The sequence below is a fragment of the Paraburkholderia caffeinilytica genome (assembly GCF_046030355.1).
Taxonomy (GTDB): Bacteria; Pseudomonadota; Gammaproteobacteria; order Burkholderiales; family Burkholderiaceae; genus Paraburkholderia; species Paraburkholderia caffeinilytica_B.
Genome location: NZ_JAQQCQ010000001.1, coordinates 31,479 through 50,828, shown reverse-complemented (window position 1 = coordinate 50,828; position 19,350 = coordinate 31,479). Strand labels below are relative to the sequence as shown.

16 protein-coding genes are annotated in these 19,350 nt (G+C 63.1%); 4 read left to right on the top strand and 12 right to left on the bottom strand.

The window, feature by feature from the left end:
- Positions 1 to 8: 8 nt before the first annotated feature.
- Complete coding sequence (locus PQQ95_RS00205) at positions 9 to 215, bottom strand: DUF3185 family protein (protein WP_408433492.1); 207 nt, start codon at positions 213 to 215, stop codon at positions 9 to 11.
- 219 nt (positions 216 to 434) lie between these two features.
- Between PQQ95_RS00205 and mgrA the strand changes: the two genes are divergently transcribed.
- Positions 435 to 1,478: an L-glyceraldehyde 3-phosphate reductase gene (gene mgrA, locus PQQ95_RS00200; protein WP_408433490.1), complete on the top strand. Its 1,044-nt coding sequence runs from the start codon at positions 435 to 437 to the stop codon at positions 1,476 to 1,478.
- Between the two features lie 229 nt (positions 1,479 to 1,707).
- Here the strand turns inward: mgrA and PQQ95_RS00195 are convergent, their stop codons facing one another.
- The 5 genes from PQQ95_RS00195 to PQQ95_RS00175 form a co-directional block, all read right to left on the bottom strand.
- Complete coding sequence (locus PQQ95_RS00195) at positions 1,708 to 1,893, bottom strand: hypothetical protein (protein WP_179707336.1); 186 nt, start codon at positions 1,891 to 1,893, stop codon at positions 1,708 to 1,710.
- Positions 1,894 to 2,242: 349 nt separating this feature from the next.
- Positions 2,243 to 3,523 carry an MFS transporter gene (locus PQQ95_RS00190; protein WP_408433487.1) on the bottom strand — a complete coding sequence of 427 codons (1,281 nt, stop codon included), beginning with the start codon at positions 3,521 to 3,523 and terminating at the stop codon, positions 2,243 to 2,245.
- Positions 3,524 to 3,582: 59 nt separating this feature from the next.
- On the bottom strand, positions 3,583 to 5,097 hold the full coding sequence (locus PQQ95_RS00185) for an efflux transporter outer membrane subunit (protein ID WP_408433485.1): 1,515 nt from the start codon (positions 5,095 to 5,097) through the stop codon (positions 3,583 to 3,585).
- Positions 5,094 to 6,512, bottom strand: a complete 1,419-nt coding sequence (locus PQQ95_RS00180) for an efflux RND transporter periplasmic adaptor subunit (protein ID WP_408433482.1) — start codon at positions 6,510 to 6,512, stop codon at positions 5,094 to 5,096. Before PQQ95_RS00180 ends, PQQ95_RS00185 begins: the two co-directional genes overlap by 4 nt.
- Before the next feature lie 76 nt (positions 6,513 to 6,588).
- Entirely contained in the window at positions 6,589 to 9,771 is a 3,183-nt protein-coding gene (locus PQQ95_RS00175) for an efflux RND transporter permease subunit (RefSeq protein WP_408433479.1), read from the bottom strand.
- A 406-nt stretch (positions 9,772 to 10,177) separates the two neighbouring features.
- Here PQQ95_RS00175 and PQQ95_RS00170 point away from each other — a divergent pair, with 406 nt between their 5' ends.
- Together PQQ95_RS00170 and PQQ95_RS00165 are read left to right on the top strand one after the other, a co-directional pair.
- Positions 10,178 to 10,390: a hypothetical protein gene (locus PQQ95_RS00170; protein ID WP_035554043.1), complete on the top strand. Its 213-nt coding sequence runs from the start codon at positions 10,178 to 10,180 to the stop codon at positions 10,388 to 10,390.
- A 100-nt stretch (positions 10,391 to 10,490) separates the two neighbouring features.
- Positions 10,491 to 11,519, top strand: coding sequence for a serine/threonine protein kinase (locus PQQ95_RS00165; RefSeq protein ID WP_408433476.1), 1,029 nt, complete (start codon positions 10,491 to 10,493; stop codon positions 11,517 to 11,519).
- A 100-nt stretch (positions 11,520 to 11,619) separates the two neighbouring features.
- Here the strand turns inward: PQQ95_RS00165 and PQQ95_RS00160 are convergent, their stop codons facing one another.
- Positions 11,620 to 13,521, bottom strand: a complete 1,902-nt coding sequence (locus PQQ95_RS00160) for a DUF3857 domain-containing transglutaminase family protein (protein WP_408433474.1) — start codon at positions 13,519 to 13,521, stop codon at positions 11,620 to 11,622.
- Between the two features lie 331 nt (positions 13,522 to 13,852).
- On the opposite strand from PQQ95_RS00160, the gene PQQ95_RS00155 reads away from it, so the two are divergent.
- On the top strand, positions 13,853 to 14,593 hold the full coding sequence (locus PQQ95_RS00155; protein ID WP_408433473.1) for a PepSY-associated TM helix domain-containing protein: 741 nt from the start codon (positions 13,853 to 13,855) through the stop codon (positions 14,591 to 14,593).
- Positions 14,594 to 14,665: 72 nt separating this feature from the next.
- Here PQQ95_RS00155 and PQQ95_RS00150 read toward each other — a convergent pair whose 3' ends face one another.
- From PQQ95_RS00150 to PQQ95_RS00130, 5 genes are all read right to left on the bottom strand, one after another.
- On the bottom strand, positions 14,666 to 15,688 hold the full coding sequence (locus PQQ95_RS00150) for an XdhC family protein (RefSeq protein ID WP_408433471.1): 1,023 nt from the start codon (positions 15,686 to 15,688) through the stop codon (positions 14,666 to 14,668).
- Positions 15,661 to 16,257: an SRPBCC family protein gene (locus tag PQQ95_RS00145; protein ID WP_408433468.1), complete on the bottom strand. Its 597-nt coding sequence runs from the start codon at positions 16,255 to 16,257 to the stop codon at positions 15,661 to 15,663. Before PQQ95_RS00145 ends, PQQ95_RS00150 begins: the two co-directional genes overlap by 28 nt.
- Entirely contained in the window at positions 16,248 to 17,501 is a 1,254-nt protein-coding gene (locus PQQ95_RS00140) for a vWA domain-containing protein (RefSeq protein WP_408433465.1), read from the bottom strand. Before PQQ95_RS00140 ends, PQQ95_RS00145 begins: the two co-directional genes overlap by 10 nt.
- 5 nt (positions 17,502 to 17,506) lie before the next feature.
- Positions 17,507 to 18,394 carry an AAA family ATPase gene (locus tag PQQ95_RS00135; RefSeq protein WP_408433463.1) on the bottom strand — a complete coding sequence of 296 codons (888 nt, stop codon included), beginning with the start codon at positions 18,392 to 18,394 and terminating at the stop codon, positions 17,507 to 17,509.
- A 143-nt stretch (positions 18,395 to 18,537) separates the two neighbouring features.
- The gene (locus tag PQQ95_RS00130; protein ID WP_408433462.1) at positions 18,538 to 19,335 is read right to left on the bottom strand and encodes an FAD binding domain-containing protein; all 798 of its coding nucleotides are present in this window, start codon (positions 19,333 to 19,335) and stop codon (positions 18,538 to 18,540) included.
- Positions 19,336 to 19,350 lie beyond the last annotated feature (15 nt).

Genomic DNA, 19,350 nt, shown 5'->3' with positions numbered 1-19,350 from the left:
GCGGCGCTCTACCGCTTGCGCCCGGAAACAGCCACCCCGGTCAGGCCGGCAATCGTGGCGATAACGCCGCCCACGATCAGCATGATCGCCTTGTTGGTCGGGGATCCGGTAAATACGCGAGACACCTCGCTGCTGACCGAGTTGAATGCCTGCCCGCCGAAATACAACAACACGATACCGCCGACAATCAGCGCGATTGAAATCGCCTTCGCCATGAATTCATCCCTCCGTTAAGCTTTGACCGGCCAAAGTGTAGGGGAGCCGCAAGCCATCGTCCATCCCGCATACTGGACGCCTGCACGTATCACGGCGATTGGCTACCATAGCGGTCCGGCCTCACCCATACCTAAACATAAAATCTGCACGCCTCCCGCAGCATGTGATCTCCTCACGCCCGTGATCGCCGGGCGACTTCAACATCAAGGACACTAGCAATGGCTTACGAAGCAGCTTCAGAACGCTATTCGGACATGCAATACCGCGTCTGCGGCAAGTCGGGTCTCAAACTGCCGGCGCTGTCGCTGGGCCTGTGGCACAACTTCGGCGATACCACGCCGATCTCCGCGCAGCGCGACATCCTGCGCACGGCCTTTGACCTGGGTATTACTCACTTCGACCTCGCCAACAACTACGGCCCCCCGTATGGCAGCGCCGAAACCAATTTTGGCCGGCTCTTCAAAGACGATTTCAAGCCGTATCGCGATGAACTGCTGATTTCGTCGAAGGCCGGTTGGGACATGTGGCCGGGTCCGTACGGTCAGGGCGGCGGCTCGCGGAAGTACGTACTCGCGAGTCTCGACCAGAGTCTGCAGCGCATGGGTCTCGATTACGTCGATATCTTCTATTCGCATCGTTTCGATGCCGATACGCCGCTCGAAGAAACCGCCGGTGCATTGGCAAGCGCCGTGCAGCAGGGCAAGGCGCTGTACATCGGTATTTCGTCATACTCGGCCACCAAGACGCTCGAAATGGCCAAGCTGCTTGCCGGGTACAAGGTGCCGTTGCTGATCCATCAGCCGGCGTACAACATGCTCAACCGCTGGATCGAAAGCGAGCTGCTGGACACGCTCGAGAACGTCGGGGCGGGCGCGATCGCCTTCACGCCGCTCGCACAGGGTTTGCTCACCGGCAAGTATCTGAACGGCGTGCCGGAAGACGCGCGCGTCAACAAGCCGGGCGGCGGTTCGTTGAAGCAGGAGCATCTGAGTCCGCAAAACATCGAACACGTGCGCAAGCTCAACGATATCGCGCAACGTCGCGGCCAAAGCCTCGCGCAGATGGCGCTCGCCTGGGCGCTGCGCGATCCGCGCGTCACGTCGGTGCTCATCGGCGCAAGCCGTGCGGAACAGGTGCGCGAGAACGTCGGTGCGCTGAAGAATCTCGCGTTCTCGGCGGAAGAGCTGGCGGAGATCGACCGCTACGCGACCGAAGGCGGCATTAACCTGTGGGAAAAGCCGTCGACGGATCAAGCGATCTGATCGCGTGGCGTTTCATGCCGTAAAGGCATGGCGTCGAAACATGCCGTGGCAACATGTAGTAAAAGGCACGCAGTAAAAGCACGCCGTAGAAACGAAGAAAGCCGCCCGTGAGGCGGCTTTCTTTTCAACCCAATTCAAGCGCACGCATTTCCCGCGCAATAGCCGAAGCGACTGCGTTCAGTCGACCGGACCATCGGCGAAGCGTCCAGGCCGTCTTCGCCGGACTTCGCTACACCAGCGCAGGCAAGCCTTCAACCAGCACGACTGCGAACACCACGCCGATCAGCGCGCCAAGCACGCGTAACACGTTGTGTCGAAATTCCGTCTTGCAGGGAAGCGCGCCGACAAACAGGGCGCCGGCCAGCGCCATCGGAATGACCAGGATGAAATCGCCAATCGTGAAGTAGGTCGTCATACCCGTCTCCTTATGTAGTACTGACGCGGGCGGTGGCTCGATTTCTGGAGTCATGCACTGCCAACGTTCGATTCGAGTATAGGCGACGCTTAGATCAACATAACAACGTTTTGCGGCGCTGCAGCGCGTCTTCGCAGGCTGCTGAACCCAGTACCGCAAAGGCCGCAGCGATTGGCGCGTTGCAGCAAAAACGCCTTGAAAAATGAAGTGTTTGCTTACACTGGCCTTACTTTTCAAGCCTGTTCGATGCGTGGCGGATGATTCTCGCCTGACGGGGAGCCAGCTCTTGCAGGCTCGGTTCCATGCTGCGTCCCGGATCGGTTGCCATCTAGCCGATCAACTGTGTCCCTCATGCCGTGAGCCGTTCCCGTTGACGTAAGCGTGTGGCCGAAACGAGGCCGACGACAAGCAGCACGCCTACCAGTCCGGCGACCCCGTTCCACCCATCACTCGCCCATACGTGTCCGCCATAAGAACCGACCACGCTCGAACCGATGTAATACGCGAGCAGATACAGCGCGGCCGCCTGACCTTTGGCTTCTTTGGCGAGGCGTCCGACCCAGCCGCTTGCCACCGAGTGTCCGGCGAAAAAGCCGAACGTCACGCAGGCGATGCCGGTCGCAATGGCCGCCAGCGGATGCAGCATTGTGAGTGCGAGTCCGAATAGCATCAGCAGCAAGCTGCCGGTCAGTACGCGCGTTCGGCCGAAGGTGTCGGCCATGCGGCCCGACCACGGCGAGGCGATCACGCCCGTCAGATAGACGACGAAAATCGCACCGATCTCCGTTTGGCTCAGCAGATAAGGCGGCGCGAGCAGGCGGTAACCGATGTAGTTGTACAGCGTGACGAAGCTGCCCATTAACACGAAGCCGAGCAGAAACAGCAGCGGCAAGCCCGGCCGCGTGAATTGCTTCAGCAATGCAGTGCGGTGATGGGCAAAGCCGAGCCCGCGACGCGGCACGAAATGGCGCGATGGCGGCAGCAACGCGCGAAACGCGAGCATCGACAAAATGCCGAGCACGCCGATCGTGCCGATTGCCACGCGCCACGAAAAAAGATCCGCGACGATGCCTGTAATCACTCGCCCTGCCATCCCGCCGATCGCCGTGCCGCCGACGTAAAGCCCCATCGCCAGACCGAGCCCGTCGGGGTGCACTTCTTCCGCGAGGTACGCCATCGCAACAGCGGGCACGCCACCGAGCGCGAGGCCTTCGAGCGTGCGCAGCACGAGCAGCTGATGCCAATGCGGCGCGATCGACACGCCGATCGTCAGCAGCGCCGACAGCATGAGCGACGCCGTCATCAGCTTGTGACGGCTCCATCCTTCCGAGACGAAGCCGGCCACGAATATGGCGAGCGCAAGCGCGGCGGTGGTCAGCGAGAGCGACAAGCTGCTTTGTGCCGGCGTCACGCTGAACGCCGTAGAGAATGCAGGCAGCAAAGGCTGTACGCAGTACAGCAGCGAGAATGTGGCGTAACCGGCGAACAGCAGCGCGACGCTGGCGCGCCAATAGGCCCGCGTGCCGCGTTCGAGATAGGGCGTGTCAGGGAGGGGCGCGGAGGTGAAAGAAGCCGATGACGCGGGAACAGCTGAAGAAGCAGTCCGGTGGGATTCCGGCGATGCGGTCACGAAAAAATCTCCTTGGGGAACGCAAAGTAAACAAAGGAGTTAAGGATACGCTGAAAAGCTTACCCGTGCGCCGCAGCCTCGCTCGCGGGTGCTGCGGGATGCACGATCTGTTCGTCGGTCGGCAATGCGGATGCATCCCAGCCGCCGCCCAATGCCTTGATCAACGCGACACTCGCGGCCATGCGGCGGCGCGCGATCGACACCGCATTCCGTTCGTTGGTGAGCGCGGTGGTTTGCGCGACCACGACGTCGAGATAGGTGATCGCGCCGTTTTTATAGCGGTCCGACACGACCGCGAGCGAACGTCGCGCGGCGGCTACGGCGTCGTCCTGCGCGGCAGCCTCCTGTTCCAGCACGCGCAATGCGGCGAGATTGTCTTCAACCTGGCCGAACGCGGTCAGCACCGTTTGACGATACTGCGCGACGCTTTCGTCGTAATGCGCTCGCGCTTGCTCTTTCACCGATGCACGTCCGCCGAAGTCGAGCAGCGTGCCCGCCAATGTCGGTCCGAGCGACCATAGACGGCTCGGCGCCAGCAGCCATTGACTGTAGTTGGTCGCTTCGAGCCCACCTGTCACCGACAAAATCAGGCTCGGAAAGAATGCCGCCGTCGCCACGCCGATCTGCGCGTTCATATCGGCAACGTGCCGCTCGGCCGACGCGATATCGGGCCGTCGTTCGAGCAGTGCGGACGGCACGCCGGCCGCCGCGACCACCGGCACGGCTGTGAGCGGCGCAACCGGCAGGGAAAATGTCGAGGGCGTCTCGCCGATCAGGATCGCGATCGCATGTTCGAGTTGAGCGCGCTGCACGCCGAGGTCGAGCGCTTGAGCCTGGGTGGTTTGCAACTGCGTCTGTGCCTGCGCGACGTCCGCGTCGGTGGCGATGCCGCCGGCGTAGCGATGTTGCGTCAGATCGAGTGCTTCCTTGTAGGCCTTGATCGTGTCGTCGAGAAGTTGGCGCTCCTGATCGAGACCGCGAAGTTCGAAGTAGTCCGTTGCCAGTTCAGCCTGCATCGAGAGAAGCGCGGCTTGCGCATCGGCGGCGCTCGCTTGCGCTTCGGCTTTCGCGCCTTCGACGCTGCGCGACACGCGGCCCCACAGGTCCGGTTCCCACGAAGCGTCGGCTTGCACGAGGTAATCGTTCAGCGTGAGACCGGCGGTCGATTTATGCAGCACGTTCTCCGAGGACCGCGCGCGGGAATAATCGCCGTTCGCGCTGACCAGGGGGAAGAAATTCGAGCGGTATTGCGCGACTGTCGCGCGGGCGGCGCGAAAGCGCGCCTCGGCGGCCTGCACGTTCTGATTTGCGCTCGCGACTTGCTGCTCGAGCGCATCGAGCGATGGGTCGGCGTAGACGCTCCACCATGCGCCTCGCGCGAACGTGTCGGCGGGTTGCGCGGGCTTCCAGCCGGTGCCTTCGAGTTCCTTGTAGGTCGCGGCGGTGACCGCAGGCGGCTTGACGTAGTCAGGGCCGACCGTGCAGGCGGTGAGTGTGCAGGCGAGTGCTGCGGCAAGCAGCGAGACGCGTGTGAATGGCGGCGCGAAACGGTGACGTGATGGCGGAGCGTTCATAGTGCGTTCCTCACTGCTTGCAGGCTGGCAACGTGCGCTGCAGGTGCGCCAGAAGCGCCCTCGCTCTTTGCCGCTGCACCAGAAGCACCCGCCGCACTTTCGCCACCGGCCGTTGCACCCGAAGCACCCGCTGCGCCCTCGCCACTTGCCGCTGCACCAGAAGCCCCAGCCGCATCCCCGCCACCAGCCCCAGCCCCAGCCCCAGCCCCAGCCCCAGAAGCGCCAACCGCATCCCCCGCCTTGTCCGCCACGATCCGCACCGGCGCTCCGTCCACGATCGAATCCTGCGGATTCAGAATCACCTGTTCATTGCCTTGCAAACCGGATGCGATTGCCACACGCGTGCCGAAGTCCGTTCCGAGCGAAACCGGCAGCAGCTTCACCTTGTGCTGCGGACTCACGGTCGCCACTTTCACGCCGTCGGGGCGGAACAGCAGCGCGTTGCCTGGCAGCGTAAACGGTGCGGCGCTCGCGCCCAAAGCGAAATGCACCTGCGCGTACGCGCCCGGCAGCAGATCGCCGTTGCGATTGTCGACATCGACTTCGACGAGCATGGTCCGCTGTTGCGGATCGACGGCGCCCGAGGTGCGCGCCACGGTCCCTGGATAATGCCTGGACGGCGTCTCGGTGAGCGTCAGAAACGCCGTCTGCTGCGCGCGCACCTGCTGCGCATAGGCCTGCGGCACGTTCACATACACGCGCAGTCTGTCCGCCTGTGCGACGTGGAACAGTTCCTTCGCCGGTCCGCCGGAACTCCCCGCATCGATCAGCGCACCGACGTCGACATTGCGTGCCGTCACGATGCCGTCGAACGGCGCGTAGACCTTCTGGAACGATTGCGTTTTTTCAAGGCGCGCCACGTTGAAGCGAGCGGCATCCAGCGTGCCTTTCTTTGCGAGCATGTCGCCGACCTTCTCGTCGGTTTCCTGCTTCGAAACCGATTTGCTTTTCAGCATGTCGGTCCAGCGGTCGGCGGTGCTTTTCGCGAGCGCGTAGTTGGCGTTGGCATTCGCGAGATCGGCGCGGGCGGCGCGCAGTTGATCGTCCACTTCGGGCGTGTCGATTTCCGCGAGCAGCTGGCCATTCTTGACGTGCGCGCCGATGTCCGCGTACCACTTCTTCAGATAGCCGTTGGTGCGCGCGTAAATCGGCGTGTCGAGAAACGCCTGCACGTTACCGGGCAGCACGAGGTCGAGTCCCGCCGTCGATTTTTGCGGACGCACGACTTCGACGCTCGTCTGGCTGGCGTGCTCGGCGTCGCGTTCAAGTGCCGCATGCGCGTCATGGCGCGACCAGATGCCTTGCGCCGCGAGCACGAGGATCACCGCGACCACCGCCGCGATCACCCAGCGTGAGCGCTTTTCCTTCGCGGGATCGCGCATGGCGTTGGATCCGTCCGGATGTTTTCCTTCCATCAAGTTTCCCCTGTCTGAATGCGTGGGCAGTCGAAGCTGCCTCTTGTGCTTCGTGTTGCGTGTATCGCGCGAGTCGTCATGGTTTTTGCACCACATGCTCGGCCGCCCGTTGACGCCGCGCCGCGAGCCGCCGGTAGATCATCGAAAACACGACGGGCACGAAGATCAGCGTAGCCAGCGTGCCGACCGTCAAACCGCCGATCACCGCGCGCCCGAGTGGCGCATTCTGCTCGCCGCCTTCGCCTAGACCGATTGCCATCGGCACCATGCCGATCACCATCGCGAGCGCGGTCATCAGCACCGGGCGGAAACGCGTGAAGCCCGCCTCGATCGCCGCGCGCGTCGCGTCGCCGTGTTCGAGCAACTTTTCGCGTGCGAAGCTAATCACGAGAATCGAGTTGGCGGTGGCGATGCCGATACACATGATCGCGCCGGTCAACGCCGGAATCGACAGCGTGGTGTGCGTGAGAAACAGCATCCACACAATACCCGCCAACGCACCCGGCAGCGCTGTGATGATGATGAAGGGATCGAGCCACGACTGGAAGTTCACCACGATCAGCAAATACACCAGCAAGATCGCAAACACCAGGCCGGCAAACAGGCCGGAGAACGAATCGTTCATGGTCTGCACCTGGCCGCGCACTTCGATGGTGGAGCTTTTGGGGAGATCGGCCTTGGCGTCGTTGATGATCTTGCTGATGTCATCGGAAACGCCACCGAGATCGCGGCCGTCCGCGGTGCCGAAAATGTCGATGGTGGTTTGCGCGTTGTAGTGGGTGAGCACCGCGTTGCCCGCTTCGCGTTTCATCGTGGCAAGCGAGCCGAGGATATTGCTGCGGCCGTTCGCGTTCAGCGGAATGTTCGCGAGCGATTGCAACGAATCGATCGTGTATTGCGGCGCTTCCGTGATCACGTTGTAGCTGACGCCGTTGCGCGGATTGAGCCAGAACGTCGGCGTGGTTTGCTGGCTGCCGGACAACGTAATCAGCAGATTGCTCGCAATGTCGCGTTGCGAGAATCCGGCTTGCTGCGCGCGCGTGCGGTCCACATCGATAAAGATGCGGGGCAAATCGGCGGGCTGCTGGATGCGCGCGTCGGCAAGACCCGGCACCGTGCGCAGCCGGTTCAGCAACTGCGCGGCGAAGGCGCGATTGCCGGCTACCTCGCGTCCGACGATCTGAATGTCGATCGGCGACGGCATGCCGAAGTTGAGCGTCTGGCTGACGATATCCGCGGGCAGGAAGGCGAACTGCACGCCGGGGAATTCGTCGGTGAGCGTTCGGCGCAGAATGCGCACGTAATCGGCGCTTGGATGATGATCGGGATTCAGCGTGATCAGTATGTCCGAATCCGAGGTGCCGATCGTGCCGGTGTTGCTGTACGAGAGGTTAATGCCCGAGACCGGCAAGCCGATATTGTCGATGAGCGAATGCAACTCGCCCGGTGGTATCAACTGACGAATCCGCGTATCGACGCGATCGGTTACCACCGCGGTTTCCTCGACCCGCATGCCGGTTTTCGCGCGCAGATGCAGCGCGATCGTGCCCGCGTCGACTTGCGGGAAAAAGTCGCGGCCGAGAAACGGCATCAGCAGCATCGACGCGCCACAGCAGACGAGAAACAGCGTCACGAACAGACCCGGCCGCGCAACCCGCGCCTCGAGAAACACGCGATAGCGTTCGCGAAAACGTGCGAAGCCGCGCTCGAAGCCATAGTGCGCGCGCATGAACGGATTGCGCGTTTGCTCGGGCGCGTGATGCAGGTCCGCCGGCTTGTGGTGATAACGCAGCAGGTATTTCGCCATGGTCGGCACGAGCGTGCGCGAGAAGAAATACGAGGCCAGCATCGCGAACACCACCGCTTCGGCGAGCGGAATGAACAGGTAATGCGCGACGCCCGTCAGCAGAAACATCGGCACGAACACGATGCAGATCGACAAGGTCGAGACCAGCGTTGGAATCGCGATCTGGTGCGCGCCGTCGAGAATCGCCTGCTCCAGCGTCTTGCCTTGTTCGAGTTGATGGCTGATGTTTTCGATCGCCACCGTCGCATCGTCGACCAGAATCCCGACCGCGAGCGCAAGGCCGCCCAACGTCATGATGTTGATGGTTTCGCCGAGCAGCGACAGCGCAATGATCGAGGTGATCATGGACAGCGGAATCGACACGGCGATGATCAACGTCGCGCGCCAGTTGCCGAGGAACAGCAGAATCATCAGGCCGGTCAGGCACGCGGCGATCAGCGCCTCGCGCAGCACGCCTTGCACGGAGGCGCGCACGAACAGCGACTGATCGGCGACCGGATCGATATTCAGCGAAGCCGGCACGAGATTGCGCAGCGTCGGCATCATCTTCTTGATACGGTCGACGATTTCGAGCGTGGACGTGTTGCCGCTTTTGTTGATGGTCAGCAAGGCGGCGCGCTGACCGTTCACACGCACGATGTTGGTTTGCGGCTGGAAGCCGTCGCGCACGTGCGCAACGTCGCGGATATAGACGGTGCCGTTCGCGGTGGATTTGATCGGGATGTTATTGAGGCCGGCGAGCGAATCCGGGCTGCCGTTCATCTCCACCGAATATTCCGTCGAGCCGATTTTCGCGGTGCCCGACGGCAGGATCAGGTTCTGTGCGGTGACTGCATTGACCACGTCCATGGGCGACAGGTTGCGCTCCTGCAGCTTGCGCGAATCGATATCGACCATGATCTGCCGCTGCTTGCCGCCATAGGGCAACGGCGCGGAGGCGCCAGGCACGGTGGCGAGTTGCGTCTTCAGGAAATTGTTGCCGAAGTCGAAAAGCTCCTGCTCGGTGAGCGAAGCGGACGACAGCGCGAGGCGCAGGATCGGTACCGTCGACGCGTTGTAGCGCAGGATATTCGGCGGCGTGATGCCCGGCGGCAACGAGCGCAATTGCGTTTGTGACAGCGCGGTGACTTCGGCGAGTGCTTCATCGATATTCGCGTGCGGCTGGAAAAAGATCTTCACCACCGCGATTCCGTTCAGCGAAGTCGACTCCGTATGCTCGATATCGTTGACCGCGGTCGATAGCCCGCGCTCGTAGTTGAGCACGATGCGCCGTTCCATCTCGTCGGCGGGCAGGCCGTTGTACGACCAGATTACCGACAGCACCGGAATGTCGATATTTGGGAAAATGTCGGTCGGCGTGCGCAGGATCGTCAGCGGACCGACGATCAGCAAAAGCAGGGCCAGCACGATAAACGTATAAGGGCGCCGCAGCGCCAGGCGAACGATCCACATGGCTAGTGAGGTAGATGAAAGCCGACGCGGCCCGCACAGCGGCCATGAGGTCTGCGGCGACGGCGCCCGGCGGTCGCAGCGGGCGGATTAAGTGGATCGTTCTGACGGTGCATGATTTTGATATATCGCCCCGGCTGGGTTTATGATGGTCTCGTTACGACGCTTTACGCCCAGATCATCGGCCCGGCGCGCTGTAATGGGAATAGGGCGAAACGACGGGTGAACAGCCTTGAGTTCGCGCTTTCCATGGCCCCGCAAAACGGGAACAATGACTCGAACCTCTCACGCGTCTTACGCGCAGCAGATTGGGTGCGTACGCAACGTTATTGGCGAAGCGGCGCTTTTATCATCACCTTGACCGGCAAGGAAACCATAAAGCCGGCTATGGGAGAAACGGGGAAACATCATGCAAATCGGTTCCATTGTCCGATCGGTGCATATCGCCGTGCCGCAAGGCGCACGCGGGATCGTCATGCGCATTCTCGGCGACATGGCTATGGTGGCCTGGTATGCCGGCGAACCCGGCACATCCGAGCATCTCAATACTGAACCCTTTTTCCTTGAAGATCTGATCGATACGGGCGAGCAGGTGCGTCCGTCGAGCGCACAGGTGCATTGACGCTGGTTTGAGTCCGCTTCATGGTAGTTGCAGGTGGCTGTCAGCCGCAAGGTGAGCCGACGCCCTCGTCTTTGACGGCGGCGCGGCGCACAATGCGGACATGAACGACGACAATCTCGACCCACAGGACGGCGCTGATAGCGCCGTGCCTTTCGCCCGGCTCAAGCCGGAAATCGTGCTCGACGCGCTCGACAGCGTGCTCAGCAGCGTCGGCGTGTACACCGACGGCCGCATGCTGCCGCTCAACAGCTACGAGAACCGCGTGTACCAGGTGGGCGTGGAAGACGGCCCGCCGGTGGTCGCCAAGTTCTACCGTCCCGAGCGTTGGACCGACGCCGCCATTCTCGAAGAACACGCCTTTGTCGCCGATCTCGCCGCGCGTGAGATTCCGGCGGTGCCCGCGCGCGTTTTCGACGGGCGCACGCTGCATACCTTCGACGGTTTCCGTTTCTCGATCTTCGAACGCCGCGGCGGCCGCGCGCCGGATCTGGACCGGCGCGATACGCTCGAGTGGCTGGGACGCTTTATCGGCCGCATCCATGCGGTCGGGCAGACACAGAACTACATCGAACGCCCGACGCTCGACATCAACACGTTCGGCTACGAGCCGCGCGACTTCCTGCTGTCACACCGCTTCGTGCCTGACGATGTGCGGGCCGCCTGGGAGACCGTGGTGAATCTCGCGCTTGAAGGCGTCGAACGCGCGTTCGAGCGCGCCGGCGATATTCGCATGCTGCGAATGCACGGCGATTGTCATCCGAGCAACGTGCTATGGACCGACGGGGGCCCGCATTTCGTCGACTTCGACGATAGCCGCATGGGGCCGGCGGTGCAGGATTTGTGGCTGCTGCTGCCCGGCGATCGCGTCGAGGCTTCGCGTGCGCTGGCGGATCTGCTCGCCGGTTACGAAGACTTCTGCGACTTCGAGCCGCGCGAACTGTATCTCGTCGAAGCCTTGCGCACGCTGCGGCTGATTCACTATCAGGCGTGGCTCGCGCGCCGCTGGGACGACCCTGCGTTTCCGGCTGCGTTTCCGTGGTTCAACACGCAGCGCTACTGGGAAGACCGCATCCTCGAACTGCGCGAGCAGCTTGGCGCGATGCAGGAAGGGCCGCTCTGGCCGGTTTGAGCGGTAGCAGCTTAGCTGCGCCTGCCAGGTCTGTGGCGGTGGGTGCTAACGCGGCAGCGCATCGGGCGTTGGCGCCAGGGCACGACACATCGACGCGCTCCTACGGCGCCTGCGACGCCACGCTCGACGATTCCACCAGCGTCGATTTAACAATGACTTCGGCGCGCACGTCGCGCCCGATCGCTTCGATCGCGGGACGCATCCGCGCGAAGTCATCGGGCGTGCAAACCTCGCTGTCGAAATGGGTGGCGCCGTCGCGCGTCATCGTCACCACGTTGCTGAGCGGATCGAACGTGTACTGCGACTGGAAATCGACGAAGCGGTCCTGGGTTCGTTTCGCTTCCGGCATCTCGAGCACGTGGAAATTCGCGGGCAATTCAATGCGCGCGCGTTCATGCAGCGCCAGGTTGTGGCAGACGAAGGGCTGCGTGCGCTGCCGTTCGCCGAGCCAGTAGCGGGTGTCCGCTTCGAGGCCGCCGGCCAGACTGGTCAGCGCCGGAATCGATGCCGCTGCGCCCGGCACCACCAGATTTTCGAGTATGCCTTTCATCGTGATCGTCAGCGGGCCGTCGGCAACGGTGAGGTCGCTGGTGGCCAGCGTGGCGGTGCCGCGCAAGTTGGCGCTGCGCAGTTCCGCCTGGATCGAGTCCTCACGTTGCGCGGGCGTCTGCGTGCGCAACATCGCGCGCGCCTGTTCGGCTGTCGGGCCCGATGCTTCCAGACGATAAGTGAAGCTCGCCGAGCCATCCGGTTCGACTTTGATCGACAGGTCGGTGCTGCGCGTGATCAACTCGGTGGCCGGCGTTTGTGCGACCACTCCCTGATTGACGAGGACGGTAGGCCGGTTCATATCGGACGAAGGCAGAAAGCCGAATTCGACATTCGACGCGGTCGAGTCGGCGTATTGCTGCAAGTCCGGCAGCCATGTGATGGCGTGATTGATGACGCCGTAACCCGGCACGCTGGGCAGCGTATAGATCGAACCGCTGCTGATCAAGGCCGGTTCGTTGCGAATGCCCACCGCGTCGAGCATCGCGCCGTACAGCGCCACGTGATCCTTGCAGTCGCCGTAGCGGTTCGCGAGGATTGCGCTTGCGCTGTGCGGCACCACCGAGCCGCGCCCGACGTAGATCGCCACATAGCGGACGTTGCGGCGCACCCAGTCGTATAGCGTTTTGGCTTTGTCGCGCGGGGTGTGGTCGCGCGCGGTGAGGGTTTGCGCCAGACGCGTGACGGTGGCGTCGCGCGCGCCCGGGTCGGCCGAGGATGCCCGGTAGCTTGCGGCGAAAGCGGCGTAGTCCGGAAAGGTCGAGACCATCAACCGGTCGCCGTACGATACGTACGCGATCGAGCCGCGCTCCAGCCGGCTGAAATGCGCCTTGTCGTAACGATATTCGTAGCGTGTGCGACCGTCGCGCGTGACGGGTTGAAGCGCGGTGAAGCCGCGCGCATCGGCATAAAGCGGCTTGCCGGCGGGCAGGTCGTAGATCAGGTGAAAGTTGTGCGTTGGCGCGAGATCGGGGGGCGTGAAGTCGCTGAATTCGCCCGGCACGATCGGCTGCTTTTGCGTCTTGCGATAGGTGAGATGGACGCGCGCGCCGGGTTCGACGGCGGGGAACACGATCACTTTTTCCTGGATGTCCTGGAACATCGGTGCGTTGAACGAGCGGGCTTCCTGCACGTCGCGGATCTGATCGGGCTGCACGTCGTGACGCACACCGTCGGCAGTGACCGTGTAGGCCTCGATGATCTGCACGTCTGCCATATTGCGGTTGAACCAGACGTATTGCTGCGCCACCCGCGCGACGCCTGCTTCGTTGTTCACGTGCAGCGTCATCGAATCGAGCTTCGAGAAGGAGCCGTCGGTGTTGACCGTGAAGGTCTGCGTTTCGCCTTCGTTGGTATAGGGATCGTCCAGTTTGGCCGCGAGGCTCGCGCTCGCGGTGTGGATGCCGGCAAGCCAGCCGAGCGAGGCAAGACAGACCAGGGAAGAGAGGCGCATGGCAGGCAGGTATCCGGAACGGCAACGTTGACGGGATCGCCAGCTAGAGTCCGTTTACGCCGCCCGGATGTCAAGCGGATGCCGCGCATTGCGATTGAGCAAACGCCCTAATTATGTAATGATATCCATTCTCAATTGAAAGGCGTCGCCAGCTTTCTGTCACATTTCTCCTCCTCTGTGACTGCCAGCCAGCCTCTCAGCCGGACGGCCTGGACCGCAAGCCGGGTCTGTCCGGCCCTTCCTTTCGAACTTCCCGTTACCGCTGATGAGAGCGAGCGCCTCGCTGCCGCCCGTCGGCGAGGGTTTAACTTGCTGCGCCTGGAGCATGGATGTGAACGCGCCTGATTCGATCGATATGAAACCTGCTGCGGGTGGCGGCACACAATACACCGCACATACGCCAGAGCGCGGCCATCATCTGATGGACGACGCGGAGCAGGCGGCACGGCGCCAGCGTTCGCGGCGGGCGAATTTCATCAAGTGGCTGCGCAAGGTGCACGGCTGGGTCGGCCTGTGGGGCGCGGTGTTGGGGCTGATGTTCGGCGCGACGGGCTTTTTGCTGAATCATCGGGGCGGACCGTTGAAGGTGTCGTCCGGTGAGCCGCAGGTCGAGGAGATGCAGATTTCCGTGCCGCAAGGGCAACTGAAGTCGCCGATGGAGATGGCGAAGTGGCTCAAAGGCGAGTTGAAGATCGACGGCAAGCCGGGGCGGGTGAAGCGCGAGCCGGCGCATCCGGTGGCGTGGGGCGATCGCCGCACGATGCAGCCCGAGTTCTGGCAGGTCGGGATTTTTGGGCCGACTCAGAATGTGCAGGCGGAGTACTGGGTTGGGAATGGGTTTGTTGCGGTGAAACGCACCCAGAACTCGTTTCTCGCGACGATGAACAACCTGCATCGCGGCGTGGGGTTGAGCGTCGGCTGGGTGTTGCTGATCGATACGATCGCCGGCGGCATGATTCTGCTTTCTCTGACCGGCGTCCTGCTGTGGACTGAGTTGAACAAGCGGCGGACGGTGGGCGTCGTGCTGGTGGGCGGATCGGTGATTGCTGCGGTGGTTTGCGGGTTGACGTAAGCGACTTCTGCCTCGCGCGGTGACCTAAGCGCATGAAGCGCCGCGCGGGCAAAAATCAGACGCTATGCCCTGTTAAACGCTGCAAGTCGCGCCACCCGAAGCCGCAATTTCCCGCGCGGCCTTAGCGCCCTCAACCTGCAGCAACGTCGGCAATGAAACGCCATTCTTGGCTGCGGTGACCTCGGCGAGAATAGAAACAGCGATCTCAGGCGGCGTCCGGCTGCCGATATAAATCCCAACCGGCCCATGCAACCGGGCCAACTCGGTATCGTTCAGATCGAACTCTTTCAATCGTTCGCGCCGGGCCTGATTGTTCCTTCTCGACCCCAAAGCGCCGACATAAAACGCCGGTGTCTTCAACGCCTCCATCAGCGCGAGATCGTCCAGTTTCGGATCATGCGTTAAAGCGATCACCGCACACCGCTCGTCGAGCTTCATGTCGATCACGGTATCGTCCGGCATGGTCCGCACGATTTTCGTGCCGGGAATATTCCACTCCTCGGTGTACTCCTCGCGCGGATCGCACACGGTGACCTGGTAATCCAGCCCGACCGCGATGTTGCATAGATAGCGCGACAACTGCCCCGCGCCGATCACGAGCATGCGGTAGCGCGGGCCGTGAATCGTCAGCAGACGTTCGCCGTCGAAATGCACACCGTCGGTTGCCTGCGCTGCACCGAGCCGTGTCGCGCCCGTCACCATGTCGACTTCGCGGGCCACCAGACGGCCGGCCTCCACCGCATTGCACAGATCGGCAATGCCGCTTTGCGGCGTCAAAGGCTCCAGCACCAGTTGAATCGTGCCGCCGCAAGGCAGCCCGAAGCGGTGTGCTTCTTCCGCGGAAATGCCGTACTTCACCGCTTCCGGGCGAGTCTGCTCAATACCTTTTTGCCGCACGCGGTCGATCAGATCGTCTTCGATGCAGCCGCCCGATACCGAACCCACCACGAGTCCATCCTCACGCACCGCGAGCATCGCGCCCTCGGGACGCGGCGACGAGCCCCACGTCTTCACCACCGTCACCAGTAGCGCGCGATGTCCTTCTTCCAGCCAACGTGCACTGGACTTCAGGACTTCGAGATCCACGCTGTCCATGATTTCTTCCTTTTCGTTCCGTCGCCACCGGACTCCGTGTCCGTGGCCTCATTCGATTCTGTATTCTGCGCCGCCGCATCCGCGGCTGCAGCGTCCCCGTCATCCGGGGCTGTGGCGCCGGCCGCTTCGCCGCCGACCTGCGCACCGAAGCGCTTGAAAAATTCGCCCGCGATTTTACGCGCCGCGCCGTCGACCAACCGTGAACCGATCTGGGCGAGCTTGCCGCCGACCTGCGCCGTCGCGGTGTACGAGAGCTTTGTCGCGGACTCGCCCTCTGGTTCGAGCGTAACGAGCGCATTGCCCTTGCCGAAGCCTGCCGCGCCACCCTGACCTTCGAAAACGATGGTGTAGCGGTTCGGCGCCTCGATGTCGGTCAGCAGCATACGCCCTTTGAAGCGCGCCTTCACCGGACCGACCGATGCGCTCACCACCACCGCATACGCGTTGTCGCCATCCGGGTCGATGCTCTCGCAGCCTGGAATGCACGCGCGCAGAATTTCGGTATCGTTGAGCGCATCCCACGCGCGTTGCTGAGGAACCGGCAGCGTATGGGTCTCACTTAATTCCATGGCGTTGCTCCTGCGGTTGTCGTGGCGCAGACGGTCAAGCGAGGCGCGCGCGTGAGTTGCGCGAGGTCGCGGCCGAACGCTGTCAGACTGTCCAGATTATGAACCGGACGATGTGCGTCGACGTACGGCAGGATCGCCCGCACGCCACGCGCCTTCGGTGAAAAACCGCTGAAACGCAGCAGCGGATTGAGCCACACGATGCGGTGTGCGAAGCGGCGCAGGCGCGCCATTTCGGTGTCGAGCACGTCGATCGCTTCGTGATCCAGGCCGTCGGTGACGAGCAGCACCGTGGCTCTGCCGGTCAACACACGGCGCGCCCAGCGCCGGTTGAATTCGGCGAGCGCCGCACCGATCCGCGTGCCGCCCGACCAGTCGACCACCTGATCGGTGAGCGTGGCGATCGCCACGTCGGGATCGCGCTCGCGCAGCGCGCGCGTCGCGTTGGTCAGACGCGTGCCGAAAAGGAACACCTGCAGGCGCTCGCGCGATTGCAGAAGCGCGTGGCAGAAGTACAGGACCGCGCGCGAATAGCTGCTCATCGAGCCGGAGATATCGAGCAGCAACACGAGCGGTGGTTTGCGTTCCACTACCGCGCGATACTTCCATACCGTCCAGTCGCCGCCCGCGCGCACCGCGTGCCGGGCGCTCGCGCGTAAATCAGCATGGGTGCCGTGCGAGGCGGCCTTCAGGCGACGCGTCGGTTCGGTGGCGAGCGGCAGACGCTGGCTGCGGATCAGATGCCGCAAGGTCCGCCATTCGTCGGCCGAAAGCGTGTCGAAATCGCGATGACGCAGCCGCTCTTCCGCGCTGAAGGTGACGTGTGCGTGCAGGTCGTGCTGCTCGGTTTCCTGCGGCGCTTTGCGGTGCGGCGAGGGCGGCGTGCGCACGGCAAGCGCGTCGGCGAGCCGATTGTTGCGCTTGGGAGGCGGCAGCCCGTCGCGGATTTTCGGCAGCAGCAGTGCGCGCAGCTTGCCCTCCCAATCCGGGTCGCGCCAGAACAGATCGAAGGCGGCGTTGAAGAGATCGCGTTCGTCCGGCGCACGAATCAATAGCGTGGCGAGTGCGGCGCGCACATCGTCGCGCCGGCCGAGGTCGATCCAGTGCAACGCGGCGAGTGCATCGACGGCTTGCGCCGGCGACATCGGCAAACCCGCGCCGCGCAGCACGCGCACAAAGTGGACGACGTTGCGCGCGAGTGTGGGGGTATCGATCGGTGCAGCCGACGGGTCGACGGAAATGGTCATCGCCGTTATCCCGGCGTTGTGAGACATTGCGCGATCTGCGCGGCGTCGACACGCGCCAGATCGTCCTGATACTTGAGCAGCACACCCAAGGTGTTCTGCACCGATTGCGGATCGAGTTCCGTTACCGACAGCGCTTCCAAAGCACGGCACCAGTCGATCGTTTCGGCAATGCCGGGCGCCTTGAACAGATCCATGCCGCGCAGCCGATGCACGAAATCGACTGCGCGCCGTTGCAATTCAACCGACGTCTGCGGCGCGCGCGCCGCGACGATCTCCAGTTCACGATCGCGCTCGGGATAGCCGATCCATTGATACAGGCAACGGCGTTTCAACGCGTCGTGTACTTCGCGTGTGCGGTTCGACGTCATCACGACGAGCGGCGGCCGCTCCGCGCGCACCGTGCCGTATTCGGGAATCGATACCTGGAAGTCCGACAGCAGCTCCAGCAGAAACGCTTCGAACGGTTCGTCGGCGCGGTCGATCTCGTCGATCAGCAGCACGCGCCGTGCGCCCGGATGATTTTCATCGGGCATCAGCGCTTGCAGCAGCGGACGCTTGAGCAGGAATTCGCTGCGATAGAGCGTGTCGTTGCCGGGCCGCTCGCCGGCTGCTTCAGCCAGACGCAGCGCCATGATCTGGCGCGGGTAGTCCCATTCGTAGAGCGCGCTGGCGGTGTCGAGTCCTTCGTAGCATTGCAGACGCAGCATCGTGGTGCCGAGCATCCCCGCCGCGGCTTTGGCGAGTTCGGTCTTGCCCACGCCCGGCTCGCCTTCGACGAACAACGGTCGCTCCATGCGCAGCGCTAGATACAACGCGGTCGCGAGTTCGCGGCTGGCGAAGTAGTTTTGGGCAGCGAGTTGCGCGAGGGTGTCGTCGATTGAAGCGGGCTGCATGGTGGTCCTGAGTCTGCACGGTGAAGAGCAAAACGGCGCGCTCGCGAAGCGTCGTGGTTGCGCCAATGCACCGCGCCGCTTGCGCGATAGAACAAGGCTGACGCGCTCCGCTGGGTCACGTCAGCCGCCGGTCGAAAGGATCGCTAACCGTTCGCCTTCGCCACCGCTCGCGCGGTCAGCACCGGAATCAGATGCGCGCGATATTCGGCGCTCGCGTGCATGTCGGTGTTCAGGTCGGCGTCGGATACGGTTACCGCTCGCGCGGCATCAGGCGTGAAATTCGCCGATAGCGCGCTTTCAAGTTCCGGGACGCGAAAAACCGATGCCGCCGCGCCCGTCACCGCCACGCGTACGCCGCTTGCGAACTTCGCGACGAACACGCCGACCAGCGCAAAGTGCGACGCCGGTTGGCGGAATTTCTCGTAGGCGGCGCGCTCGGGCACGGGAAACTCGACGGCCACGATCAGCTCGTCGGGCGCCAACGCGGTCTCATACATGCCGACGAAGAAATCGCTCGACGTAATCCGCCGTCGATCGGTGACGATGGTTGCGTCCAACGCCATCGCCGCAGCCGGATAGCAGGCGGCCGGATCGTTGTTCGCGAGCGAGCCGCCGATGGTGCCGAGTGCGCGCACCTGGCGATCGCCGATGTGCCCGGCGAGATCCGCGAGCGCCGGCAGCACGCGCCGAAGCTCCGCATGATCCGCAACGTCCGCATGGCAAACGGCTGCGCCGATTGTCACCTTGCCGGCATCGACGGTGATCGATTTAAGCGCTGGAATCCGCGTCACGTCGACCAGTTGCGACGGCTGCGCGAGCCGCAGGCGCATGGTGGGCAACAGGCTTTGTCCGCCTGCGATGAACTTTGCGTCACTGTCGGCGGCGATGGCTGCGGCGGCCGCTTTCGGATCCGTCGCGCGTTGATACTCGAATGAATACATGTCGAATGCTCCGCT